Origin of the sequence: Pseudomonas sp. NFACC43, from assembly GCF_900119645.1 — a bacterium.
In the GTDB taxonomy this organism is placed as follows: domain Bacteria; phylum Pseudomonadota; class Gammaproteobacteria; order Pseudomonadales; family Pseudomonadaceae; genus Aquipseudomonas.
On the sequence record NZ_FPKK01000001.1, the window covers coordinates 26055 to 50410 of the forward strand.

20 protein-coding genes are annotated in these 24356 nt (G+C 64.7%); 13 read left to right on the forward strand and 7 right to left on the reverse strand.

Annotated features, from left to right (window positions below):
* Positions 1–86 precede the first annotated feature (86 nt).
* The 11 genes from BT179_RS00125 (at position 87) to BT179_RS00175 (ending at position 15173) form a co-directional block, all read left to right on the forward strand.
* Positions 87–1385 (forward strand): MFS transporter, encoded by a 1299-nt coding sequence (locus BT179_RS00125; RefSeq protein WP_072398926.1) that lies wholly within the window; start codon positions 87–89, stop codon positions 1383–1385.
* Positions 1386–1401: 16 nt separating this feature from the next.
* Positions 1402–2379, forward strand: a complete 978-nt coding sequence (locus BT179_RS00130) for an NAD(P)-dependent oxidoreductase (protein WP_072430542.1) — start codon at positions 1402–1404, stop codon at positions 2377–2379.
* Positions 2380–2653: 274 nt separating this feature from the next.
* Positions 2654–3613, forward strand: coding sequence for an AAA family ATPase (locus BT179_RS00135; RefSeq protein WP_072398924.1), 960 nt, complete (start codon positions 2654–2656; stop codon positions 3611–3613).
* Between the two features lie 9 nt (positions 3614–3622).
* Positions 3623–4567, forward strand: coding sequence for a DUF58 domain-containing protein (locus BT179_RS00140; RefSeq protein WP_072398923.1), 945 nt, complete (start codon positions 3623–3625; stop codon positions 4565–4567).
* On the forward strand, positions 4564–5058 hold the full coding sequence (locus BT179_RS00145) for a DUF4381 domain-containing protein (RefSeq protein ID WP_072398922.1): 495 nt from the start codon (positions 4564–4566) through the stop codon (positions 5056–5058). The genes BT179_RS00140 and BT179_RS00145 overlap by 4 nt, the downstream gene beginning before the upstream one ends.
* The gene (locus BT179_RS00150) at positions 5051–6130 is read left to right on the forward strand and encodes a vWA domain-containing protein (protein WP_072430541.1); all 1080 of its coding nucleotides are present in this window, start codon (positions 5051–5053) and stop codon (positions 6128–6130) included. Before BT179_RS00145 ends, BT179_RS00150 begins: the two co-directional genes overlap by 8 nt.
* Positions 6127–7857, forward strand: a complete 1731-nt coding sequence (locus BT179_RS00155; RefSeq protein ID WP_072430540.1) for a tetratricopeptide repeat protein — start codon at positions 6127–6129, stop codon at positions 7855–7857. The genes BT179_RS00150 and BT179_RS00155 overlap by 4 nt, the downstream gene beginning before the upstream one ends.
* Complete coding sequence (locus BT179_RS00160) at positions 7854–9491, forward strand: BatD family protein (protein ID WP_072398919.1); 1638 nt, start codon at positions 7854–7856, stop codon at positions 9489–9491. The genes BT179_RS00155 and BT179_RS00160 overlap by 4 nt, the downstream gene beginning before the upstream one ends.
* A gap of 203 nt (positions 9492–9694) precedes the next feature.
* On the forward strand, positions 9695–10936 hold the full coding sequence (locus tag BT179_RS00165; protein ID WP_072430539.1) for an exonuclease SbcCD subunit D C-terminal domain-containing protein: 1242 nt from the start codon (positions 9695–9697) through the stop codon (positions 10934–10936).
* Entirely contained in the window at positions 10933–14574 is a 3642-nt protein-coding gene (locus tag BT179_RS00170) for an AAA family ATPase (protein WP_072430538.1), read from the forward strand. The genes BT179_RS00165 and BT179_RS00170 overlap by 4 nt, the downstream gene beginning before the upstream one ends.
* Positions 14571–15173: a glutathione S-transferase gene (locus tag BT179_RS00175; protein ID WP_072430537.1), complete on the forward strand. Its 603-nt coding sequence runs from the start codon at positions 14571–14573 to the stop codon at positions 15171–15173. Before BT179_RS00170 ends, BT179_RS00175 begins: the two co-directional genes overlap by 4 nt.
* A 12-nt stretch (positions 15174–15185) precedes the next feature.
* Here BT179_RS00175 and BT179_RS26890 read toward each other — a convergent pair whose 3' ends face one another.
* The 7 genes from BT179_RS26890 to BT179_RS00200 all read right to left on the reverse strand — a co-directional run bounded on the left by BT179_RS26890 (position 15186) and on the right by BT179_RS00200 (position 21500).
* Entirely contained in the window at positions 15186–15311 is a 126-nt protein-coding gene (locus BT179_RS26890) for a hypothetical protein (RefSeq protein ID WP_256327602.1), read from the reverse strand.
* Between the two features lie 142 nt (positions 15312–15453).
* Positions 15454–15651 (reverse strand): hypothetical protein, encoded by a 198-nt coding sequence (locus tag BT179_RS26670; protein ID WP_177305074.1) that lies wholly within the window; start codon positions 15649–15651, stop codon positions 15454–15456.
* Between the two features lie 155 nt (positions 15652–15806).
* Entirely contained in the window at positions 15807–16982 is a 1176-nt protein-coding gene (locus BT179_RS00180) for a lactonase family protein (protein WP_072430536.1), read from the reverse strand.
* Positions 16969–17265, reverse strand: coding sequence for a DUF5629 family protein (locus BT179_RS00185; protein WP_072398948.1), 297 nt, complete (start codon positions 17263–17265; stop codon positions 16969–16971). Before BT179_RS00185 ends, BT179_RS00180 begins: the two co-directional genes overlap by 14 nt.
* A gap of 237 nt (positions 17266–17502) precedes the next feature.
* Entirely contained in the window at positions 17503–19083 is a 1581-nt protein-coding gene (locus BT179_RS00190; RefSeq protein WP_072398913.1) for an aldehyde dehydrogenase (NADP(+)), read from the reverse strand.
* A gap of 13 nt (positions 19084–19096) precedes the next feature.
* Positions 19097–20089: an AraD1 family protein gene (gene araD1, locus BT179_RS00195; RefSeq protein WP_072398912.1), complete on the reverse strand. Its 993-nt coding sequence runs from the start codon at positions 20087–20089 to the stop codon at positions 19097–19099.
* Positions 20090–20177: 88 nt separating this feature from the next.
* Positions 20178–21500: an MFS transporter gene (locus BT179_RS00200; protein ID WP_072430535.1), complete on the reverse strand. Its 1323-nt coding sequence runs from the start codon at positions 21498–21500 to the stop codon at positions 20178–20180.
* Positions 21501–21692: 192 nt separating this feature from the next.
* On the opposite strand from BT179_RS00200, the gene BT179_RS00205 reads away from it, so the two are divergent.
* Complete coding sequence (locus BT179_RS00205; protein WP_072398910.1) at positions 21693–23429, forward strand: IlvD/Edd family dehydratase; 1737 nt, start codon at positions 21693–21695, stop codon at positions 23427–23429.
* A gap of 139 nt (positions 23430–23568) precedes the next feature.
* Positions 23569–24288, forward strand: coding sequence for a FadR/GntR family transcriptional regulator (locus BT179_RS00210; RefSeq protein ID WP_072398909.1), 720 nt, complete (start codon positions 23569–23571; stop codon positions 24286–24288).
* The last annotated feature ends 68 nt before the right edge of the window (positions 24289–24356 follow it).

Consider the following 24356-nt stretch of genomic DNA (forward strand, 5'->3'; position numbering starts at 1 on the left):
CCTGTGGGAGCGAGCTTGCTCGCGATAGAGGCCACCGCAAAACACACCTGCTGCAAACAAAAACAACAAGCTCAGGAGTCAACGACATGCAAACGCTCAACCTCGCCACCCGCCGCTGGTGGTACATCATGCCCATTGTGTTCATCACCTACAGCCTGGCCTATCTGGATCGGGCCAACTACGGGTTCGCCGCCGCCTCGGGCATGGCCGAGGACCTGATGATCACACCGGGGTTGTCGTCCCTGCTGGGGGCCCTGTTTTTTCTCGGCTACTTTTTCTTCCAGGTACCGGGGGCGATCTACGCCCAGAAGCACAGCGTCAAGAAGCTGATCTTCGTCAGCCTGATACTCTGGGGCTCGCTGGCGACGCTGACCGGCGTCGTCTCCAATGCCTATTGGCTGATCGTGATCCGCTTCATGCTCGGCGTGGTCGAGGCCGCCGTGATGCCGGCCATGCTGGTTTACCTGTGCCATTGGTTCACCCGGGCCGAACGCTCGCGCGCCAACACCTTCCTGATCCTCGGCAACCCAGTGACGATGCTGTGGATGTCGGTGGTGTCCGGTTATCTGGTGCAGCAGTTCGACTGGCGCTGGATGTTCATCATCGAGGGCCTGCCGGCGGTGTTCTGGGCCTTTATCTGGTGGCGCCTGGCGGATGATCGTCCGTCCCAGGCCAAATGGCTCAACGCCCAGGAAAAACACGACCTGGAGAGCGCATTGGCAGCGGAACAGGTCGGCATCAAGGCGGTGAAGAACTACGCCGAGGCCTTCCGCTCGCCCAAGGTCATCATCCTGGCGCTGCAGTTCTTCTGCTGGAGCATCGGGGTCTATGGGTTCGTGCTGTGGCTGCCGTCGATCCTCAAGGCAGGCCAGCAAATGAGCATGGTGGAGGCCGGCTGGCTGTCGTCCTTGCCGTACCTGGCGGCGGTGGCCGGCATGCTCGTGGTGTCCTGGGCGTCGGACAAGGCCCAGAAACGCAAGCGTTTCGTCTGGCCGCCACTGCTGGTCGCCTCCATCGCGTTCTATGCCTCGTACCTGCTGGGGCCCGAGCATTTCTGGTGGTCCTATAGCCTGCTGGTGGTCGCCGGGGCCTGCATGTATGCGCCGTACGGGCCGTTTTTCGCCATCGTCCCGGAGATCCTTCCGGCCAATGTCGCAGGTGGCGCCATGGCGTTGATCAACAGCATGGGCGCCCTGGGCTCCTTCGGCGGCTCCTACCTGGTGGGTTACCTCAACGGTTCCACCGGTTCTCCAGGCATGTCGTTCCTGCTGATGAGCGGCGCACTGCTTCTGTCGGTGGTGCTGACCCTCGCCCTCAAGCCTGGCGCCAGCGACCGGGTCGAATCCAAGGCCGCCAAGCCACACCCGGCGACCGCCCACTCCTGAATCGAGACCGATCCCCATGAAAAAACACGTGGTGTTATACAAGGCCCTTTCCGAACAACTGATGGCCCGCCTGCAAGCCCAGGCCCAGGTAACCCTGGTCGAACGTCTCGATGCCCAGGGCCTGGCGCAACTGCGCGACGCCTTGCCTGGCGCCCATGGCCTGCTGGGGGCCAGCCTCCGGCTGGACGCCTTGCTGCTGGACCTGGCGCCAGACCTGCAAGCCATCGCCAGCGTCTCGGTGGGGGTCGACAACTACGACATCGACTACCTGACCGAACGCCGGATCCTGCTCACCAACACGCCCGACGTGCTGACCGAAACCACCGCAGACACGGGTTTCGCGCTGATCCTGGCCACCGCTCGCCGCGTGGTGGAGCTGGCCAACCTGGTCCGTGCCGGCGGCTGGCAACAGAGCATCGGCTCCAAGCATTTCGGCAGCGACGTCCATGGCAAGACCCTGGGTATCATCGGCATGGGTCGCATCGGTGAAGCCCTGGCCCAGCGCGGGCACTTCGGCTTCGGCATGCCGGTGATCTACCACAGCCACTCACCCAAGCCTGCGGTCGAGCAGCGTTTCAACGCGCGTTATTGCAGTCTCGACAGCCTGTTGCAGCAGGCGGACTTCATTTGCCTGACCTTGCCCTTGACCGCCGAGACCCACGGTTTGATCGACGCCCAGGCGTTTGCCCGGATGCGCCCCGAGAGTATTTTCATCAATATTTCCCGAGGCAAGGTGGTGGACGAAGCGGCGCTGATTGAAGCCCTGCGCAACAAACAGATCCGTGGCGCGGGGCTGGATGTCTTCGAGCGCGAGCCCTTGAATGCGGATTCGCCGCTGCTGCAGATGGACAACGTGGTGGCGACGCCACACATGGGCTCGGCCACCCACGAAACCCGGGAGGCGATGGCCCGCTGCGCGGTGGACAACCTGCTGGCGGCCCTGGCCGGTGAGCGGCCGGCCAACCTGGTCAACCCCGACGCCTGGAAAGGCTGAGTCGTCCTTCTTTTGTGGCGAGGGGATGGCGCTCCGCCAATCTTCCGTGAAAGCCAGCCTGATCGTGAGGGTGCGGCTCAGCTTGCTTCCATGCTGACGCTATGACCGTCATTGCGACCTGGTCCGACCTCACCTCTTGAATCCAAACCGATCACAAATCCGCACACCGGACAAAATCCCGTTAGTCGCCACCCCCCGCCATGCTTTAAAGTAACGCCCCCAGCCCCGACGTTATCCGAACGCCAGGGGCTTCCCTTTCCAGGAACAGTCATCGATGGAACATCGTGAAGCGCTGCTGGCGCTGCGAACCTTTCTTTCAACGCAGATTCTCGGCCAGGAAAAACTCATCGAGCGCCTGCTCATCGCCCTGCTCGCCGACGGCCACATGCTGGTGGAAGGCGCGCCGGGGTTGGCCAAGACCAAGGCCATCAAGGAGTTGGCCGAAGGTATCGAAGCGCAGTTCCATCGCATCCAGTTCACCCCCGACCTGCTGCCGGCCGACATCACCGGCACGGAAATCTACCGTCCGGAAACCGGCAGTTTCGTGTTCCAGCAGGGGCCGATCTTCCATAACCTGGTGCTGGCGGACGAAATCAACCGGGCCCCGGCCAAGGTCCAGTCGGCCCTGCTCGAAGCCATGGCCGAGCGGCAGGTCAGCGTCGGGCGCAGCACCTATGAGCTGTCGCCGCTGTTCCTGGTCATGGCCACGCAGAACCCGATCGAGCAGGAAGGCACCTACCCGCTGCCGGAGGCGCAGCTCGACCGGTTCCTGATGCACGTCAAGATCGGTTTCCCCGATGCCGCGGTAGAACGGCGCATTCTCCAGCAGGCCCGGGGCGAAGCCCTGCACGGCGAAACCACGCCCGAGCGCCGCGTGAGCCAGCAGGCGATTTTCTCCGCCCGCAAGGAAATCCTCGGGCTGTACATGGCCGATGCCGTGGAGGAATACCTGGTGCAACTGGTCATGGCCACCCGCAACCCGGCCAAGTTCGACCCGGAAATGGCCGAGTGGATCGCCTACGGCGCCAGCCCGCGGGGCTCCATCGCCCTGGACCGCTGCGCCCGAGCCCACGCCTGGCTGGCCGGACGCGATTTCGTCAGCCCCGAGGACATCCAGGCCGTGTTGTTCGACGTGCTGCGCCATCGCATCATTCTCTCGTTCGAAGCCGAAGCCGCGGGCATCGACCAGGACCGGGTCGTGCAGCGGATTCTCGACGTCGTCGCCGTCGCTTGAGCATGAGTCATGAATAGCCCACTGGCGCCCGCACCGGGCATCCGCGTCAGCCTGTCGGAGCTGATCGAGATGCGCCATCGCGTGCGCGAAGTGCAGTTGTTTTCCACGCCTGGCCAACGCAGCCCGCTGATCGGCCTGCACCACTCCAAGCTGCGTGGGCGCGGGGTGGATTTCGACCAGGTGCGGGTCTATCAGGCCGGCGACGACGTGCGCACCATCGACTGGCGCGTGACCGCTCGCACCCAGGAACCCCACACCAAGCTGTTCCACGAAGAGCGGGAGCGGCCGATCTTCATCATGATCGAGCAAAGCCATCGACTGTTCTTCGGCTCGGGGCTGACCTTCAAGTCGGTGCTCGCCGCCCAGGCCGCCAGCCTGTTCGGCTGGGCCGCGCTGGGGCACAACGACCGGGTCGGCGGCCTGGTGTTCGGCAACAATACCCATTACGAGGTCAAGCCCCGGCGCAGCAAACAGAGCCTGCTGCAACTGCTCAACCGCCTGGTGCGGGTCAACCAGTCGCTGCACACCGAGGGCGAGCCGGATCGCGACTCGTTCGGCATCGCCTTGCGTCGGGCCCGGGAAGTGCTGCGCCCCGGCAGCCTGGCGATCGTGATCTGCGACGAACGTGCGCTGTCCGACAGCGCCGAACAGCAACTGAGCCTGCTGTCGCGCCATTGCGATCTGCTGCTGCTGCCGCTGTCCGACCCATTGGATCATGCCCTGCCCGCGGCCGGTCTGTTGCGCTTTGCCCAGCGCGGCGCGCAGCTGGAGCTCGATACGCTCAACGTGGAGCTGCGCCAGGCCTATCGTGCCCAGGCCGAGGCACGCCTGGGGCGCTGGGAAATGCTGGCGCAGAAGCTGCGCATCCTGATGATGCCCCTCAGCACCCAGGGCGACATGGTCGAACAGTTGCGCGAATACCTGAATCCCGGACGACCGGGGAAAAAACGATGAGTAGCCTCGATCAATTGCAGCCACTGATAGCGCCACCGCCTATCGGTTTCTGGCCCCCCGCGCCAGGCTGGTGGCTGCTGCTGGTACTGTTGCCCCTGCTGGGCCTGGGCCTGTGGCAGTTGCGCCGCTTCATCCCGGCCAAGCGCAACACCGACCGCGCCGAGCAGCCCCTGGACCCGGTGCGCCTGGCCGCCCTGGCCGAACTCGCGCAACTGCCCAAGCCCTATGACGGCGCGCCGGCCGGTGCCTGGCTGCAACAGCTCAACGGGCTGCTCAAGCGCCTGTGCCGCAACCACTATCCCTACAGCCAGAGCCATACCCTCAACGGGCGCAAATGGCTGGCCTTCCTGGATAACCGCTGTCCGGCCGCCGGCCTGACCCGCTGGATGGTGCTGGTGGAAGGCGCCTACAAACCCGAATGCAAGCTGGACGACAAAGCCATCGCCGGCCTGACCCAGGCCGTCGAAATCTGGATTCGCAAGCATGTTTGAGTTCGCCTGGCCGTGGATCTTCGCCCTGTTGCCGCTGCCCTGGCTGATGCGCCTGGTGCTGCCGCCGGCCGACAGCGGCGAATCGGTGCTCAAGGTCAGCTTCCTGGAAGACCTCGAAGGCCTTGTCGGTCGTCGCGCCCGGGCCAGCCTGCCGAGCTGGCGCCAGCAGGCGCCCTTCATCCTGCTCTGGCTGCTCCTGCTGATCGCCGCCGCCCGCCCGCAGTGGCTGGGCGAGCCATTGCCGATTGCCGCCAGCGGTCGCGACCTGCTGGTGGCGGTGGATGTCTCCGGGTCCATGGATTTCCCCGACATGCGCTGGCAGGACGAGGAAGTCAGTCGCCTGGCACTGGTCCAGCACATGCTGGGGGACTTTCTCGAAAAACGCGAAGGCGACCGGGTCGGCCTGATCCTGTTCGCAAGCCAGGCCTATCTGCAGGCACCCTTGACCTTTGACCGCCACACCGTCCGGCGCTGGCTCGATGAGGCGCGCATCGGCATCGCCGGCAAGAACACCGCCATCGGCGACGCCATCGGCCTGGCCCTCAAGCGCCTGCGCCAGCGCCCGGCCCACAGCCGCGTGCTGATCCTGGTCACCGACGGTGCCAACAACGGTGGCGAAATCGACCCGTTGACCGCCGCCCGGCTGGCCGCCGACGAGGGCGTGAAAATCTACCCCATCGGCATCGGCGCCGACCCGGAGCAGAGCGGCACGGCGGGCTTTCTCGGCGTCAACCCGAGCCTGGACCTGGACGAACCGGCGCTCAAGGAGATCGCCCAGGCCACGGGTGGTCGATATTTCCGGGCCCAGGACGGTGGGCAACTGCTCGAGATCAAGACCACCCTCGACCAACTCGAACCGGTGATTCAGCAGCCGACCCAGGCCCGCCCCGCCCAGGCGTTGTACCAGTGGCCCCTGGGCATAGCCTTGCTGCTGAGCATGCTGCTGGTGGTCCGTGAGCGCTGGCCGGACAACCCCTTGCAGCGTCTGTTCACCCAGCCGCTGTTCCAGCCGGCCCAACATGCCGAATGGCGTCAACGGCTCAAGCGCCTGCGCTTGCGGAGGCGCCGATGATCAGCCTGTGGCCGCACTGGTTGCGCCCCGCTTTCGTATTGGTGCTGCCCCTGCTGGGGTGGTTGCTCTGGCAGCTGTGGCATCGGCAGAAACGGGTGGGCCGCTGGCAGATGATCCTGCCGCCGGCCTTCCACGCGGTGTTGCTCAGCGGCGGCAGCGGTCGGGAAAGCCGCTTGCCCTGGATCGCCCTGGGCCTGGGCTGGCTGCTGATGGTCCTGGCGTTGCTCGGCCCCAGCTGGGCACGGGTCGAACAGACCAGCCAGAAGCCCGCCGACCCGCTGGTGGTCGTGCTGGAGCTGACCCCGGAAATGCTCGCCACCGACGTGCCGCCCACTCGCCTGGAGCAGGCCCGGCGCAAGCTGCTGGACCTGCTGCATAACCGCAGCGACGCCCAGACCGCGATCGTCGTCTACGCCGGCAGCGCCCACACCCTGGTGCCGCTGTCGGACGATCTGGCCACCAGCGCCAACCTGCTCGAAGCCCTGGCCCCTTCGATCATGCCGCAAGGGGGGCATCGAGCCGATCTGGCCATCAACAAGGCCATGGCCCTGCTGGACCAGGGCGGGCTCGGCCATGGGCGGATCCTGCTGATCGGTTCGTCCCTGAACGAGCAGGAACGCCAGGGTATCCGCCAGGTCCTGGACGGCTCCGCCACCCGCTTGCTGATGCTGGGCATCGGGACACGCGAAGGCGCGCCGGTGGCCCAGGGCGATGGCAGCTACCTCAAGGATGCACAAGGCGCGATCCTGGTGCCGCGCCTGGACAGCCCCAGCCTCAAGGCCTTCATCAACGAGCTGGACGGCCGTTACCGTCCCGCGCGCCTGGACGACAGCGACCTGCGAGGCCTTGGTTTGCTGGAAGGTCCACGGCATCTGCGCCAGGACGGCCAGACCCTGCGCCTGGACACCTGGGCCGACCAGGGTTACTGGCTGCTCCTGCCGCTGTTGCTGCTGGCCGCCTGTGCCGGACGCCGGGGCTGGCTGTTCTGCCTGCCGCTGCTGTTCGTGCTGCCGCAGACCGGGCATGCCTTCGAATTCGAGGACCTGTGGCTGCGTCCCGACCAGCAGGGCCAGCATCTGCTCAAGCAAAAGCGTCCGGCAGAGGCCGCCGCTCATTTCGAAGACAGCCAGTGGCAAGGCGTCGCCCTCTACGAGGCCGGGCAATACAGCGAAGCCGCCCGGCGCTTTGCCGAGGGCTCCGACGCCCGCGCCCATTACAATCGCGGCAATGCGCTGGCCAGGAGCGGCGAACTGGAAGCCGCGCTGGATGCTTATGAACAAGCCCTGGAACTGCAACCGGACCTGCGCCCCGCCCAGACCAACAAGGCTCTGGTGCAGAGCCTGTTGAAAGAACAGACAGTGCCCCCGGACGAACCCGAGCCTGCCGAGAGCGAGGCATCGAACCCCGCCGAACAATCGCCCGGCGCCGATACGCCGCCCCAGTCTTCACAGGCCCAATCGTCCTCCGCCGAGGCAACGACACCGCCGGAAGAAGCCCAGCCATCGCCGACGGCACCGGACGGCGCCCAGGACGTACCGGGAAGCGAGCTGCCCGACGAACAGACCACCACTCCGCCACTGCGCCCCGCCGCCGGACGCAACGAAGAAGAACAGCGCCAGGCACTGGAGCAATGGCTGCGCCAGATTCCGGACAATCCGGGCGAACTGCTGCGACGCAAATTCTGGTATGAACAACAAAGCCACCAGGCCCAGGGAAAAACCCCATGATCCGCTTCACCGCCCAGTTCCTTGTCTTGCTGCTCTGGATCGGCGCGGCCCAGGCCGCGCAGTTGACCGCCAGCGTCGACCGCAGCCGCCTGAACTCCGGGGAAACGGTGGAGCTGACCCTGGAGTCCAACGACGCCACGCTGTTCGGCAAGCCTGACCTGGGGCCGCTCCAGGCGCTGTTCGACGTGCGCGGCACCCGCCAGGTCAACCAACTGACGACCTTGGACGGCGAAAACCGCGCGACCACCCGCTGGATCGTGACGCTACTGCCGCGCCAGAGTGGCACGGTGGTCATTCCTTCCCTGCAACTGGGGGAAGTGAGCAGCCAGCCGATCACCCTGCAAGTGATCGAAAGCGAAACCCGCAACGCCTCCGGCACCCTGGCACCGGTGTTCATCGAAGCCAGCCTCGACCAGAACCGCGTGTACGTGCAGGCCCAGGCGATCCTGACCTTGCGTATCTACCATTCGGTGTCGCTGTACGACGACAGCAGCCTGACGCCCCTGCACATCCCCGATGCCCGCACCGAGCAACTGGGCGAATCGCGCACCTATGAGAAAGTCATCAACGACGTGCGCCATGGCGTGATCGAGCTGCGTTACGGCATCTACCCCCAGCGCAGCGGCGAGCTGACGATACCGGCCCAGACATTCAGCGCGACCCTGGTCGAACCGGTGGCCCAGGGGGCCGCGCCATCGGGCCCCAAGCCCGGCCAGTTGATGCGGGTCAGCTCGACCCAACTGTCGTTGACCGTCGACCCCAAGCCCGCCAGCTACCCCCCCGACGTACCGTGGCTACCGGCCCGCAGCCTTTCCCTGAGCGAGAGCTGGAGTCCGGAACCGACCCACAGCCAGGTAGGCGATTCCCTGACCCGCAGCCTGACCCTCGAAGCCGAGGGCCTGGCCAGTTCCCAGTTGCCACCGCTGCCCGCCACGGAAATCAATGGCCTGCGCCGCTATCCCGACCAGCCGGTGCTCAGCAGCCGCAGCAGCGAACGGGGGCTGGTGGGCAGCCGCGAAGACCGCGAGGCGCTGGTGCCCAACCGCAGCGGCACCATCGAACTGCCGCCGGTGGAAGTGGTCTGGTGGAACACCCTGGAAAACCACCTGGATCGCACCAGCCTTCCGGCGCGGACCCTGCAGGTGGCGAACAACCCCAGCCTGATGGTGGATACGCCGGCGGGCACGCCACAGGTGGTGACCACCGTCGACAGCGAAACCCTGTGGTACTGGCAGTTGAGCACTTTGCTCCTGGCCTGCACCACCCTGCTCGGCTTCGGCCTGTGGTGGCGGGCCCGTTCGCAGCCGGCGGTGCTTCGCGCCACCCAGGCCGGGCCGAGCCCTCGCACCCTGCTGGACGACCTCAAGCGCACCTGCCTGGCCAACGACCCCCACGCCACCCGCCAGGCCCTGGACGCCTGGGCCCGGCAGCAGCCGGAAACCCTGGCCGACATGGCGGCGCGCTTCGTGCCGCTGTCCGATGCCCTCGACGGCCTCAATGGTGCGCTCTACAGCGAAACCGGCCAGCACTGGCAAGGCGAAGACCTGTGGCGCGCCATCCGCGCCATCCCGCCCACCGAAAACGCGCAAGATTCGGCTGGCGATACAGGGTTGCCGCCGTTGTACCCTAAATAGCTCACGCATCCATACAGAGCAATCAAGCCAGGCACAGCACCTGTGGCGAGGGGATAAATCCCCTCGCCACGCAATTGGCTCCCGATTCGATCGGTACATCCAACGAAGTTGAGCAGGTCCTGCTTCCCATTTCCCAGTAAACTCTGCTTCTTTTAGCCGCCCTTCTCTTCACCGCGGCCATCACCTGTTTTCTGGAGTTTGCCTTGCGTCTGTTCCACACCTCCGATTGGCACCTGGGGCAAAACCTGCACGGCCAGGAACGCGATTTCGAACACGCGTGTTTCCTTGAATGGCTGCTGCGCCAGCTGGCCTGCGACAAACCCGACGTGCTGCTGATCGCCGGCGACATCTTCGACACCGTGAATCCGCCGGTCAAAGCCCAGGAACGGCTGTACGACTTCATCGTCAGTGCCCATGAGCAAAATGCCAACCTGACCATCGTGATGATCGCCGGCAACCATGATTCCGGCTCGCGGATCGAGTTGCCCGCGCCCTTGATGCGGCGGCTGCGTACCCATGCCCTGGGCCGGGTGCTGTGGCTGGACGATGGACAGCTGGACGTCGAGCGCCTGCTGCTGCCCCTGCCCGACGCCAAGGGCAAGATCAAGGCGTGGTGCCTGGCCCTGCCCTTCCTGCGGCCTGCGGAAGTGACCGGCGCGCAGCTGGGGGACGACTACCTGCGGGGCATTGGCCAGGTCCATGAATGGCTGATCGCGGCCGCCAACGCCAAGCGCAAGAAAGGCCAGGCGCTGATTGCCGTCAGCCATGCGCACATGGCCGGCGGTTCGGTGTCCGAAGACTCGGAACGCAGCCTGATCATCGGCAACGCTGAAGCCCTGCCCGCCAGCCTGTTCGGTCCCAGCATCAGCTACGTCGCCCTCGGCCATCTGCACAAGCCCCAGAAGGTCAATGGCGAAGAGCGCATCCGCTACAGCGGCTCGCCGATCCCGCTGTCGTTTTCCGAGATCGGCTACTCGCATCAGATCCTCGACATCACCCTGGATGGCGAAACCCTGGTCAAGGTCGAGCCGAGGCTGATCCCCCGCGCCGTCAGCCTGCAACGCCTGGGCCCGGCTCCCCTGGCCGAGATCCTGGTACAGCTCAAGGACCTGCCTGACATCGACCTGTTGGCCGACATCCAGCGCCAGCCCTGGCTGGAGGTGCGGGTACGTCTCGACGAACCGCAGCCGGACCTGCGCCAGCAGGTGGAAACCGCGCTGCAAGGCAAGGCCGTGCGACTGGTGCGGATCGCCGCCGAGTACGCCGGCAGCGCAGGAGCCGGGCGTATCGACGACACGGCGCTGATCGAGCTGGATCAACTCAGCCCCCAGGAACTGTTCAGCCGCGCCTGGCAGGACACCTACGGCAACGAAGTGGATGAACAGACCCTCGAGGATTTTGCCCTGCTGTTGCAAGACGTGCAGACGCAGGAGGAGCAAGCATGAAGATCCTCGCGATCCGCCTGAAGAACCTCGCCTCCCTGGCCGGGCCCTTCGACATCGACTTCACCGCCGAACCCCTGGCCAGCGCCGGCCTGTTCGCCATCACCGGTCCCACGGGCGCCGGCAAGAGTACCCTGCTCGACGCCCTGTGCCTGGCGCTGTTCGGTACCGTGCCGCGCCTCAGCCACACCGGCCGCGATGCCAAGGTGCCGGACGCCGACGGTGAAGTCGCCACCGGCGATCCGCGCACGCTGTTGCGTCGCGGCACCGGCGACGGCTATGCCGAAGTGGATTTTCGCGGCATCGACGGGCGTCGCTACCGCGCCCGCTGGGAAGCCAACCGCGCCCGGGAAAAAGCCGGCGGCAAACTGCAAGCCAGTCGCCAGAGCCTGCGGGACCTGGACAACGATCAACTGCTGGCGAGCCAGAAAGGCGAATACAAGACCCAGCTCGAAGCGGCCCTGGGCCTGAACTTCGAACAGTTTACCCGCGCCGTGTTGCTGGCCCAGAGCGAGTTCAGCGCATTCCTCAAAGCCGATGACAACGAACGCAGCGAGCTGCTGGAAAAGCTCACCGACACCGCGCTCTATACCCGCCTCGGCCGTCGTGCCTTCGACAAGGCCAAGCAGGCCAAGGAATCCCACAGGCAGCTGCAGGACCAGGCCAGCGGCGTCACCCCCCTGGCGCCGCAGGCCCGGGCCGAGCTGGATGAGCGTTTCAACCTGGCCCAGCAGAAGCTCAGGCTCCAGCAGGCGCAACTCAAGCAACTGGAGCAGCAGCACACCTGGCTCAAGGACCTGCACCAGTTGCAGGACGAACACGCCAGCGCCGCCGAACAGCTGCAACAGGCCCAGGCCGAATGGACCGCCCTGGCCGACGAACGCCTGAGGCTGACCCGCCTGGAACACCTGGCGCCCCAGCGGCATCAGTTTGTCCGTCAGGCCGAACTGACTCGACAACTGGCGCCCCTGGCGACACAGATCCAGCGACTCAGCGAGCGACAGATCGAGCTGAACGAACAACGGGCGGAACTGGAAAAAGGCCTGGAGGCGGCGCAACTGGCGCTGGTCGCGGCTCGACAGCAGAGCACCGACAACACACTGTCGTTGCGCCAGGCGTTCGATGAACAGAGCACCCTTGCCCGTCTCGCCACCGAGGTCAATCAGGCTGCCGAACGCCAGCAACACGCCCAGCAGGCCTGCATCGAAGGCCAGCGCACCATCGAGACCCTGCAACAACAGCAACGGCAGGTAGCCGAACGCCTGCAGCGCATCGCCATCGAGCTGGAGCAGAGCGGCCACCTTGCGCCTCTCAGCGACGCCTGGAATGCCTATCGCGATCGCCTTCAGCAACTGATGCTGATCGGCAATCGCCTGAACCAGGGCCAGGCCGAACTCGCCACCCTGGAACACAGCGCCGCCCGTGCCGCCGAGGACCTGGCGGCACGTCGGCAGGATCTGGAAGTGCTCTACAAGGAAGCCGGCGCCGAGCCCGAAGCGGTGGCCGAACAGATCCAGTTGCTCGGCACCCTGCTGCAGGACAATCGCAAGCAACAGCGTGCCTTCGAGGAGCTGACGCGCCTGTGGGCGCTCCAGCAAGACCTGGACAAACGCGCAGCCGAACTGGAACAACGCCAGCAGCAGGCGTTGCAGGAGCGTGACCGGTTGGTGCGCGAAGGCAGCGAAGCCAAGGCCGAGCTGGGGGTGGCCGAGCAGACCCTGACTGTCACCCGCCAACTGCTGGAGCGCCAGCGCCTGGCCCGAAGCGAGAGCGTCGAGCAATTGCGCGCGCAACTCCAGGACGACCAGCCCTGCCCGGTATGTGGCAGCGTCGAGCATCCTTATCATCAGCCCGAAGCCCTGCTGCAAAGCCTCGGGCGCCACGACGAAAGCGAAGAAGCCAACGCCCGCCAGGCCGTCGAGCGACTCAATGAGAAAGTCATCGACCTGCGGGCCCGCTACAGCGGCGTCATCGCCCAGCTCAAGGAACTCAGGCAGCAGCAGGAACAGCTGGCCGACCAGCAACAGGCGCTGAACCCCACCCTGCAAGCCCATCCACTGGCCACGCAACTGTCGGCCCAGGACGCCCCCCGGCGCGACGCCTGGCTCGCCCAGCAGAACAGCCAGCTGAACCTGCGCATCACCCAGGACGAAGAACGCCAGGCCGCCCTGCTGACCCTGCAACAGGACGCCGCGCGCCTGGCTCAACACCTGCGAGCCGCCGAAACCGCCAGCCAGCAGGCCACGCAGCACCTGGAGCACCAGCGACAGGAGCTGACCCGTGATCGCCAGCGCCTGGATGAGGAACTGAGCCACTTCAGCGCGTTGTTGCCCGCCGACACCCTGCAAGCCCTGCGCACCGAGCCCGCCGCGACGTTCATGCAGCTCGACCAGCAGATCGCCCGGCGCCTGGAGCAGTTGGAACAGCAGCGCGACGAACTGGGCGAACAGCTCCAGCGCCAGCAGGCCCTGGAGAAGGAACAGGACCGTCAGCAGACCCGGGCCCAGCAGCTGGAAGCGGCACAGCAACAACTCCAGGCCCTGACCGAACAGCAGCAGGCCTGCCAGCAGGCACTCAAGCAATTGCTGGGGGAACACGCCAGCGCCGAGCAGTGGCAACAAAGGCTCGAGCAGGCCCTGGAGCAGGCTCGTAGCGCCGAGGCGGCGGCCAGTCAGCAGCTGCATGAACGGCGCAACGAACTGGTGCAACTGGCCGCCGAGCTCAAGGCCCGGCAGGAACAGACCCAGGCCCTGGACGCAGAACTTCAGTCGCTGGCCGCTGGCATCGGCCAATGGCGCGCCTCCCATCCGGAACTGGACGACGCAGCCCTGCAGGCCCTGCTCGAACTGGACGAACAACATGTCGGCCCGTTACGCCAGCGATTGCTCCATGGCGAGAAGGCCGTCGAACAGGCCCGGGTACGGCTGGCCGAACGCGAGCAGCGCCTGCACAACCATCAGGCCCAGCACAACGGCAATCCATCGCCCGAGGCCCTGAGCGACGCCCTCGCCGAGCTGCAGACGCAGTTGGCCGCCAGCGAGCAGCAATGCGCCGAGCTACGCGCCGAACAGGCGCAGGACCAGCGCCGGCAGGACGCCAACCAGGCCCTCGCCCTGCAGATCGACCAGGCCTATGCCGAATATCAGCGCTGGGCACGCCTGGATGCCCTGATCGGCTCGGCCACCGGCGACCGCTTCCGCAAACTGGCCCAGGCCTACAACCTGGACCTGCTGGTGCACCACGCCAATGTCCAACTGCGGCAACTGGCACGCCGCTACCGGCTCAAACGCGGCGGCAGCATGCTCGGGCTGCTGGTGCTGGATACGGAAATGGGCGATGAACTGCGCTCGGTGCATTCCTTGTCCGGTGGTGAAACTTTCCTGGTCTCACTGGCGTTGGCACTGGGGCTGGCCTCCATGGCCTCCAGCACGCTGAGAATCGAGTCACTGTTCATCGATGAAGGGTTTGGCAGCCTCGATCCTGAATCCCTGCAGTTGGCGATGGATGCGCTGGACGGCCTGCAAGCCCAGGGCCGCAAGGTCGCGGTGATCTCCCATGTGCAGGAAATGCATGAGCGGATCCCGGTGCAGATCCAGGTTCGCCGCCAGGGCAACGGCTTAAGCACCGTGGAGGTAAAATGAGCCGCCCCACGCTCTATTCGTTTCGACGCTGCCCTTATGCGATGCGAGCGCGCATGGCCTTGCGCTACAGCGCTGTCGAACTGGACATCGTCGAGGTCAGCCTGAAGGCCAAGCCCGCCGAGATGCTCGCCCTTTCCAGCAAAGGCACGGTGCCGGTGCTGCAGGTCGATGGCCGGGTGATCGATGAAAGCCTTGAGATCGTGAACTGGGCCCTGGCCCGGCACGACCCGCAAGATTGGAGGCTACGGGACGATGCCGACGGCCAGGGGTTGACCGCGGCGTTGATCGAGGAAAACGACCAGGTGTTCAAGCTGCACTTGAATCGCTACAAATACCCCGAACGCTACCCCGAATACCCGAAGGAGTATTACCGCAGCGAAGGTGAAGACTTTCTGCGCCGCCTGGAGGCACTGCTTGCAACCCGGCCATTCCTGGCGGCGCAGCACCAGAGCCTGGCGGACGTGGCAGTGTTGCCCTTCGTGCGCCAGTTCGCCCATGTGGATCGCCAATGGTTCGCCCAGGCGCCCTACCCGAACCTGCAGCGCTGGTTGCAGCGGCTGCTCGATTCCGAGCTGTTCGTGGCCATCATGGCCAAATAGCCAACTGCCCTGTCAGTCGTGCAGGAAACTCAGTAGTCGCTCCCGAGCGGCTTCCAGCTCGCCGGGGACCGGTTGGGCCGCGGAAACAATCGGGGTGGAATAGAGGAAAAGCAGCATTACTGCCAGACGCATTGCCATGGTGTCGATCCTTGTCCGCTAAGGAGTCAATTTGTCAGCGTCAAATTTAAACACATGGCCATATGATATTACAGCGGGAATTTCGCAAACGAATGAAGCCTGCGATCTTTTCTCTTCCTCAAAGATGAAAAGATCGCAGGCGTCAGGGGTGATGCGGTATTTCAGTGTTGGCTCTTGTGGTCCAGTGCGGCGTAGAAATTGGCGCTCTGTTGCAGGTATTCTCGGTGTAGGTCTGGGTGCGATTCGTCTTGTTGCTGATCTCGACGCTGGCGCTGGCAGGCAGTGCCACGGTGGCAGAGATGGCGGAAGCGGCGATCACGGAGAAAAGATTCAGGTTCATGGCGGTATCCTCGGATTCAGTTGGCTGACTTGCCCGGTTGGGCCGTGAAGCAAACTTACGCGCCGAGGCGTCTGGTCTTGAAATGCTTTGCAACACTAACCGATATCAATCGTCTTGATACAACGGCGCAGCCCCCGGAACACGGGGGCTTCGGTCTATTGACGCAGCATGAATTTCAAATCGCTCGGTGCATCCATCGCCACCTTCTGCACGGTTTTACCCAGCAGGCCGGTCTTTGGATCACGCTCCAGCACCACGATCTGGTTGCTCTTCTGATTGGCGACCAGCAGGAATCTACCGCTCGGGTCGAGGCTGAACTCCCGTGGATGGTCGCCTTCCACGGAGCGCCGCTGCAGCTCCTTGAGCGTGCCGGCCGCCGGGTCGATGGCGAACACCAGCAACTCGTTGGTGGTGCCGCGATTGCTGACGTACAGGAACTTGCCGTCCCTGGATGCATGCAGCGCCGCGGCGGCCTTCGCTGGCTGAGGCTTGCCGGCGGCCAGGTCCACCAGTTGACGCTGGGTCAGGCGCCCGTCCTGGTAGTCGAACACGGCCACTTGCGCGGACATTTCCATCGTCAGCCAGGCGTGCTTGCCATCACCGCTGAACAGCAGATGACGCGGCCCGCTGCCGGGCGGCAGCTGCACGAACGCCGGGTCGGCGGCAGTCAGGGGCAACTTGGGGTTGGCCTTGGGGTCGTAGCGGTAGACGAACACCTTGTCCGCCCCCAAGTCATTGGCGAACACATACTTGCCGTCAGGCGAAGACACCGCCGCGTGCACATGGGCCGACATCTGCCGCTCGGGGTTGACCCGGCTCGGCTGATGGCTGCTCAACTGCACGACGGGCGACAGCTTGCCGTCCGCCCCCACCGGCAATACCGCCAGGCTGCCGCCCGGATCTTCCACCACCGAATAATTGCTGACCAGCAGGTGCCGGCCATCGCCGCTGAGGCTGGAATGGGTCGGCTCGTTGCCCAGGGACTGCACCTGGTTGATCAGGCTCAGCGCATGGCTGTCCGGGTCGATGGCGTAGCTGCTGACCTTGCCCACCGGATCCTTCTGGCCCGGCCCGTTTTCGTTGACCACGAACAGGCGGGTCATGTCGGCCGAAAGGGTCAGCCAGGAAGGGTTGTCTGTCTTGACCACCTGCAGGGGCTTGGCATCGAGCTGGCCGGTGCGGCTGTCGAACTGCAACCGATAGATGCCCTGGCTCTGGCCCGCGGTGTAGGAACCCACCAGCAACGAGTGGCGCTCATCGGTACTCGCCTGGACGCCCATGGCGCCAACACTGCTAGCCATCAGCAATGGCCAGAGACTACGCATCTTCATATTCGTCATCCTCGTCGTCGTGGCCGCTGGTGGCTTGCACGCACTCCAGATGGTGATCGCCCGAGTCGCTGCTGATGATCCAGTGCTTCGAGGCGTGATCGAAGGTCGCGGCCCGCATTTGCGTCGCGGTGAAACGCCAATGCTCGAGCGTGCGACCGTTCATGCACTCGACGTGCAGCTGGTCCTGCTCATCGAGGAAAAAATCGAACGCGTGCAGCCCATCGATGATCAGCATGTCGCATTTATCGAGGGCTTGCAGCAGGGGGGCGGTTACGGCAGTCATGGTGATCAGTCGGTCGTTGGGAAAGCAGCCATGATAACCCAATGTGTCAGTGGACCTTGGGCCATCACTTCAAAAGCAATGTCGACCGGACAATGGCCCGCGCGAGCAAGCTCGCTCCCACACCGGATCTTTTGTGAACACAGGATGTGTATTCACTGGAATCCTGATGGTGGGAGCGAGCTAGCTCGCGATGGCAGCAGTCCATCAAACCTCAATGCAACTGCTCCACCACATTCCTCAGAGCGCCTCGCGCCCCGGCACGCCATCCACCAGCCGCAGGATCCCCAGCGGGTTGGCATTCTTCAGCGGCTCCGGCAACAGGCTGTCAGGGTAGTTCTGGAAGCACACCGGGCGCAGGAAACGATCGATCGCCAAGGTGCCCACCGAGGTACCCCGGGCATCGGACGTCGCCGGGTAAGGCCCGCCGTGGACCATCGAATCACACACCTCGACACCGGTCGGATAACCATTGAGCAAGATGCGACCGACCTTCTGTTCCAGCAACGGCGTCAATTCGCTGAACCGTTCGAAATCCGCCGGCTCGCCGATCATCGTGGCGGTCAGTTGACCGTGCAGGCCGTTCAGCGCAGCGCTGAGCTGCCCCTGGTCGGCCACTTCGACGAACACGGTGGTGGGCCCGAACACTTCTTCCTGCAACGCCTCGTCACCGTCGATCAACAGGCGGGCATCCGCCTTGAACAACTGCGGCTGGGCCTGGTTGCCCTGCTGTTCGCGTCCGGCCAGGTGTTCGATGCCCGGATGAGCCAGCAACTTCTGCAAGCCCTTGCCATAGCTCTGCAAGGTGCCGGCATTGAGCATGGTTTGCGGCGCCTGGTCGCCGATCAAGGCGGCCACCTGCTGGGTGAACGCCGTGAATTGCGGCGAGCGGATACCGATCACCAGGCCGGGATTGGTGCAGAACTGACCGCAGCCCATCACCACCGAGGCGGTCAGGTCGCGGGCGATGCTCTCGGCGCGGCTTTCCAGGGCCTGTGGCAGGACGATCACCGGGTTGATGCTCGACATCTCGGCGAACACCGGTATCGGCTGGGGCCGCGCGGCCGCCATGTCGCACAGGGCACGCCCGCCCCTGAGGGAACCGGTGAAGCCCACGGCCTGGATCGCCGGGTGCTTGACCAACCACTCACCGACACCACCACCGTAGATCATGTTGAACACACCGGCCGGCATCGCGGTTTTTTCCGCCGCGCGGATGATTGCATCGGCCACGTGCTCAGCCGTCGCCATGTGACCACTGTGGGCCTTGAACACCACCGGGCAACCCGCGGCCAGGGCCGACGCGGTATCACCACCGGCCGTGGAAAATGCCAGGGGAAAGTTGCTGGCGCCGAACACCGCCACCGGCCCCAGGCCGATGCGGTACTGACGCAGGTCCGGACGTGGCAACGGCGTGCGTTCAGGCAAGGCGCGGTCGATACGCGCACCGTAGAAATCGCCGCGGCGCAGGACCTTGGCGAACAGGCGCATCTGGCCGCTGGTGCGACCGCGCTCGCCCTGGATCCGCGCCGCCGGCAACGCGGTTTCACGGCAGACCACGGCCACGAACTCATCGCCCAGGGCATCCAGTTCATCGGCGATGGCTTCCAGGAACTCGGCCCGGCGCACCGCGCTCAGGCTGCGATAGGCCGGATAAGCCGCAGCCGCGGCCTTGGCGGCGGCGTCGACTTCTTCTGCCGTGGCCTGGATGAAGTCATGGGGCAACGCCTCGCCGGTGCTGGCGTCGACGCTTTGCAGGCGAGTCTGGCCGGCCGCGCTACGCGCACCGCCGATGTAGTTGTGGCCAAGGATCTGGTTCATCGCAAGTCTCCTTTCAAAGTGTGCCGATAGTACCCGGGTTGAACACCGCGTCCACCGGGGCGATCCCGTTGACCAGCGGCGCGCCGAACTCAGCCTGGCTGATTTCGAACACATCCCCCGGCTGGGTGCGGATACCGTCGGCGAACGACAGGGTCGCGGTGCCGAAGAAATGTACGTGCACGTCCCCCGGGCGAAGGAACTGACTGTACTTGAAGTGATGGAACTCCAGGTTTTCGAGGCTGTGGCACATGTTGGCCTCGCCGCTGAGGAATTCGTTCTGCCACAGCACTTCGCCGTTGCGCAGGATACGACTGGTCCCGGACAGATGTTGAGGCAGTTCTCCCAGACGAAGTTCCGGGCCAAAACTGCAACTGCGCAATTTCGAGTGGGCCAGGTACAGGTAATTCTTGCGCTCCATGACGTGGTCGGAGAACTCGTTGCCCACGGCGAAGCCCAGGCGATAAGGCTTGCCGTCGTGGCCGATGACATACAGCCCGCTGATTTCCGGCTCTTCGCCGGCGTCTTCAGCGAACGGTGGCAGCGGGAACGGGTGGCCCGGACGGACCACGATGCTGCCGTCGCCCTTGTAGAACCATTCCGGTTGCACGCCGGCCTGGCCCGCGGCGGGCTTGCCCCCCTCCACGCCCCACTTGAAGATGCGCATGGTGTCGGTCATGGCTGATTCGTCGCCGGCCTGCTGATGCATCTTGTCCCGCGCCGAGGCGCTGCCCAGGTGGGTCAGGCCGGTCCCGCTGACCAGCAGGTGCGCCGGATCCGGATGATCCAGCGGCGGCAGGATGCGCAGCTCAGCGAGCAATTGCGCGTAGTCATGGCTGGCGCCCAGGCCCAGGCTGTCCACCTGCCGCTCGAGCTTCACACCCGCCTCGATGGCCGCCAAGGCCAGGTCGCGCACCGTGCTGGCGCCCTGCACTTCCCGCACCCGGTCGCCCTCGACCACACCGACACGGCGTTCGCCATTACTCAATTCGAACTGAACTAAACGCATATCTTTTCTCCTTGTAAGCAAAACTTGAATTCGGTGCAGTCCCCCTGTGGGAGCGAGCGGGCTCGCTCCCACAGTCAAGTGCAGTGGTCTAGGTACGCGTCGCCCCCCGGGCGCTGGCCGCGAACTGATCGGCCGGCAGTACATGCTTGCGCTCCAGCAACCGATACACCACGCCGGTCAACACCAGGCCGAACACCATCCCGCAGGACAGGAAGTACAGCCCCGATGCCAGGTTGCCGGTGTATTGCTTCAGCGCGCCGATCACGAACGGCCCGATATAGCCTCCCAGGTTGCCCACCGAGTTGATCAGCGCGATGCCCGCTGCCGCACTGGCGCCGGCAAAGAAACGCCCCGGCAGGGTCCAGAACACCGCCGTGCAGGAGAACAGCGCGAACGCCACCAGGCACAGCGCCGCCAGTTGCAGCACCGGCACCGACAGCCAGGCACTGAGGAACAGGCCGAGGGCCCCCAGCACATAAAGCACGGCCAGATGACCGTAACGATCGTTCAGGCGATCAGAACTGCGGGGGATGATCAGCAAGCCGACGATGCCGAAGATGTATGGCACCGATGACACGAAACCGGTCACCAGGTCGCTGCCGCCAAACTGCTTGATCAGGGTCGGCAGCCACAGGCCCAGGCCGTAGATGCTCAGGGTCACCGGCAGGTAGAACAATGCCAGCAGCAGGACACGCTTATCCTTCAAGGCGTGCAGCGGGTTGCCGTGACGGGTCTGGCCATACTCCTGCAAGTCCTTCTTCAGCTCGCCGGTCAGCCAGTCCTTTTCGGCCTGGTCCATCCATTTCACTTGTTGCGGGCCATCAGGCAGGTAGCGCAGCACCGGCCAGGTCAGCAGCACCGCCGGCAGGCCGATGACGATGAACAACCACTGCCAGCCGTGCAGGCCGAGGATGCCATCCATGCCCAGCAAACCACCGGATACAGGACCGGTGATCATCATCGCGATGGGCTGGGAAAGAATGAACAGGCCCAGGATCTTGCCGCGATGGCGCACCGGGAACCACTGGGTGATGTAGTACAGCACGCCGGGGAAGAAACCGGCTTCGGCCGCTCCCAGCAGGAAGCGCATCACATAGAAGCTGTAGGGGCCCTGCACGAAGGCCATGCCGATGGTGATGGCGCCCCAGGTGATCATGATCCGGGCGAACCAGCGCCGGGCACCGAAGCGTTCCAGCATCAGGTTGCTGGGGATTTCCAGCAGGAAATAGCCGATGAAGAACAACCCCGCCCCCAGACCATAGGCCGCGTCGCCGATGCCGATGTCGGCGCCCATGTGCAGCTTGGCGAAGCCCACCGCAGAGCGGTCCACGTAGGCGATCAGGTACAGCAGGATCAGGAAGGGAATCAGTTTCAGCGTGATGCGGCGGATAAGCCGCAGTTCCTGGCTCATGGGTCCGGTCTCCGATTGTTGTTGTTATGGAACCTCGGGGGATTTCTCTGGCGCATGGCGCCAGGACGATCCCTCCGTTGAATTGGACTATATAGTAATACTATTTACCCAACAACACTTCCAAACCTGGCAAATTGAGCCTATGTTACGCTCAAGCTGGAACAATATAGTCATACAATAAGAGAATCGATCATGTCTGATAAGAAACCCTCCCTGCGCTCGGCCCAATGGTTTGGCACCGCCGACAAGAACGGCTTCATGTACCGCAGCTGGATGAAAAATCAGGGCATCGCCGACCATCAGTTCCACGGCAAGCCGATCATCGGCATCTGCAATACCTGGTCGGAGCTGACGCCGTGCAACGCGCACTTCCGGCAGATCGCCGACCACGTCAAGCGCGGCGTGATCGAGGCCGGGGGCTTCCCGGTGGAATTCCCGGTGTTCTCCAACGGTGAATCGAACCTGCGCCCCACCGCCATGCTGACCCGCAACCTGGCGAGCATGGACGTGGAAGAGGCGATTCGCGGCAACCCGATCGACGGCGTGGTGCTGCTCACCGGTTGCGACAAGACCACCCCGGCCTTGCTGATGGGGGCCGCCAGCTGTGACGTACCGGCCATCGTCGTCACCGGCGGGCCGATGCTCAATGGCAAGCACAAGGGCCAGGACATCGGTTCGGGCACCGTGGTCTGGCAATTGAGCGAGCAGGTCAAGGCCGGCACCATCACCCTCGACGACTTCCTTGCGGCCGAGGGCGGCATGTCCCGCTCGGCCGGCACCTGCAACACCATGGGCACCGCCTCGACCATGGCCTGCATGGCCGAGGCCCTCGGCACCTCCCTGCCCCACAACGCCGCGATTCCGGCCGTAGATGCACGGCGCTATGTGCTGGCCCATATGTCCGGCATGCGTGCCGTGGAAATGGTCCGCGAAGACCTCAGGCTCTCGAAGATCCTGACCAAGGAAGCGTTCGAGAACGCCATCCGGGTCAACGCCGCCATTGGCGGTTCCACCAACGCGGTGATCCACCTCAAGGCCATCGCCGGGCGCATCGGCGTGCAACTGGACCTGGACGACTGGACTCGCATCGGTCGCGGCATGCCCACCATCGTCGACCTGCAACCCTCCGGACGCTTCCTGATGGAAGAGTTCTACTACGCCGGCGGCCTGCCGGCGGTGCTGCGCCGTCTCGGCGAGGCCAACCTGATTCCCAACCCGGACGCCCTGACAGTCAATGGCAAGAGCATCGGCGAGAACACCAAGGACGCGCCGATCTACGGCCAGGATGAAGTCATCCGCACCCTGGACAACCCGATCCGCGCCGACGGCGGCATCTGCGTGCTGCGCGGCAACCTGGCGCCACTGGGCGCGGTGCTCAAGCCTTCCGCGGCGACCCCCGAACTGATGCAGCATCGCGGCCGCGCGGTGGTGTTCGAGAACTTCGATGAATACAAGGCCCGGATCAATGACCCGGAACTGGACGTGGATGCCGATTCGATCCTGGTGATGAAGAACTGCGGGCCCAAGGGTTATCCGGGCATGGCCGAAGTGGGCAACATGGGCTTGCCGGCCAAACTGCTGGCCCAGGGCGTGACCGACATGGTGCGCATTTCCGACGCGCGCATGAGCGGCACCGCCTACGGCACCGTGGTGCTGCACGTGGCACCGGAAGCCGCGGCCGGCGGGCCATTGGCGGCGGTGAAGGAAGGTGACTGGATCGAACTCGATTGCGCCAGCGGCCGTCTGCACCTGGACATCCCGGACGCCGAACTCGCCGCCCGCCTGGCCGACATCGCCCCACCGCAGCAATTGCTGGTAGGCGGCTACCGCCAGCTGTACATCGACCACGTGTTGCAGGCCGACCAGGGTTGTGACTTCGACTTCCTGGTGGGTTGCCGCGGCGCCGAAGTACCACGCCACTCCCACTGACCCCTGCCATACCCCTGTGGGAGCGAGCAAGCTCGCTCCCACAGTAGGCCGGCGTCAGCATTGAAGGCACTAGCGACCCGCCATCGCCGCGCCTGCTATCATGCGCAGCATCTCTTCGTACAGGAACGCATCGCGTCCCATGGATTACCGTAAACCCTCCGACCGCAAAAGCATGCACGCCCGCATCGTCCAGGAACTGGGGATGCAGATCGTCTCCGGGCGCTTCAAGCCCGACGACAAATTGCCCGCCGAAGCGCTGCTCTGCGAAGAATATGCCGTCAGCCGTCCGGTCCTGCGCGAAGCCACTCGTGTGCTGGTCGCCAAGGGCCTGGTGTATTCGCGTCCCCGTGTCGGCACGGTGGTCAAGCCGCGCCGGGAATGGCACATGCTTGACCCCGATGTGCTGCATTGGCTGATGAAGAGCAGTCCGCAGAATGAATTCTTCAACGTGCTGACCAGCGTGCGCAGCATCATCGAACCGGCCGCTGCGGCCCTGGCCGCGCAGTTCGCCACGCAGGCCGATATTGCCGCGATCCGCGAGGCCTACCAGCGCATGGAAGCGGCGCCGACGCCCGAAGCCATGCTGCAACCGGACCTGGACTTTCACAGCCTGATCGCCGACGCCACCCACAACGACCTGCTGGCCAACCTGTGCAACATGTTGTCGGTGGCCATCGCCGAAGCGCTCAAGCACTCCAATCAACGGCCCAACCTGCATGAACTGGCGATGCCACGGCACAAGGCGATCCTCACCGCCATCGAGAACCGCGACGCCCTCGGCGCACGCCATGCCACCCTGGTGCAGCTTGACGATGCCCGCAGCGCACTGAATGTGGTGCTGGGCACCGATCCGGCCTGATATCTCCCGTCAGGCCCATCGGGGCCTGACATAAACGTCATCCTTCCCGGTGGTATCTATATACCGCC

What these genes read in the sequence shown, in the direction of transcription:
- BT179_RS00125 (WP_072398926.1), top strand. Translation starts at nt 87, where the DNA reads ATGCAAACGCTCAACCTCGCCACCCGCCGCTGGTGGTACATCATGCCC.
- BT179_RS00130 (WP_072430542.1), top strand. Translation starts at nt 1,402, where the DNA reads ATGAAAAAACACGTGGTGTTATACAAGGCCCTTTCCGAACAACTGATG.
- BT179_RS00135 (WP_072398924.1), top strand. Translation starts at nt 2,654, where the DNA reads ATGGAACATCGTGAAGCGCTGCTGGCGCTGCGAACCTTTCTTTCAACG.
- BT179_RS00140 (WP_072398923.1), top strand. Translation starts at nt 3,623, where the DNA reads ATGAATAGCCCACTGGCGCCCGCACCGGGCATCCGCGTCAGCCTGTCG.
- BT179_RS00145 (WP_072398922.1), top strand. Translation starts at nt 4,564, where the DNA reads ATGAGTAGCCTCGATCAATTGCAGCCACTGATAGCGCCACCGCCTATC.
- BT179_RS00150 (WP_072430541.1), top strand. Translation starts at nt 5,051, where the DNA reads ATGTTTGAGTTCGCCTGGCCGTGGATCTTCGCCCTGTTGCCGCTGCCC.
- BT179_RS00155 (WP_072430540.1), top strand. Translation starts at nt 6,127, where the DNA reads ATGATCAGCCTGTGGCCGCACTGGTTGCGCCCCGCTTTCGTATTGGTG.
- BT179_RS00160 (WP_072398919.1), top strand. Translation starts at nt 7,854, where the DNA reads ATGATCCGCTTCACCGCCCAGTTCCTTGTCTTGCTGCTCTGGATCGGC.
- BT179_RS00170 (WP_072430538.1), top strand. Translation starts at nt 10,933, where the DNA reads ATGAAGATCCTCGCGATCCGCCTGAAGAACCTCGCCTCCCTGGCCGGG.
- BT179_RS00175 (WP_072430537.1), top strand. Translation starts at nt 14,571, where the DNA reads ATGAGCCGCCCCACGCTCTATTCGTTTCGACGCTGCCCTTATGCGATG.
- BT179_RS26890 (WP_256327602.1), bottom strand. Translation starts at nt 15,311, where the DNA reads ATGGCAATGCGTCTGGCAGTAATGCTGCTTTTCCTCTATTCCACCCCG.
- BT179_RS26670 (WP_177305074.1), bottom strand. Translation starts at nt 15,651, where the DNA reads ATGAACCTGAATCTTTTCTCCGTGATCGCCGCTTCCGCCATCTCTGCC.
- BT179_RS00180 (WP_072430536.1), bottom strand. Translation starts at nt 16,982, where the DNA reads ATGAAGATGCGTAGTCTCTGGCCATTGCTGATGGCTAGCAGTGTTGGC.
- BT179_RS00185 (WP_072398948.1), bottom strand. Translation starts at nt 17,265, where the DNA reads ATGACTGCCGTAACCGCCCCCCTGCTGCAAGCCCTCGATAAATGCGAC.
- BT179_RS00190 (WP_072398913.1), bottom strand. Translation starts at nt 19,083, where the DNA reads ATGAACCAGATCCTTGGCCACAACTACATCGGCGGTGCGCGTAGCGCG.
- araD1 (WP_072398912.1), bottom strand. Translation starts at nt 20,089, where the DNA reads ATGCGTTTAGTTCAGTTCGAATTGAGTAATGGCGAACGCCGTGTCGGT.
- BT179_RS00200 (WP_072430535.1), bottom strand. Translation starts at nt 21,500, where the DNA reads ATGAGCCAGGAACTGCGGCTTATCCGCCGCATCACGCTGAAACTGATT.
- BT179_RS00205 (WP_072398910.1), top strand. Translation starts at nt 21,693, where the DNA reads ATGTCTGATAAGAAACCCTCCCTGCGCTCGGCCCAATGGTTTGGCACC.
- BT179_RS00210 (WP_072398909.1), top strand. Translation starts at nt 23,569, where the DNA reads ATGGATTACCGTAAACCCTCCGACCGCAAAAGCATGCACGCCCGCATC.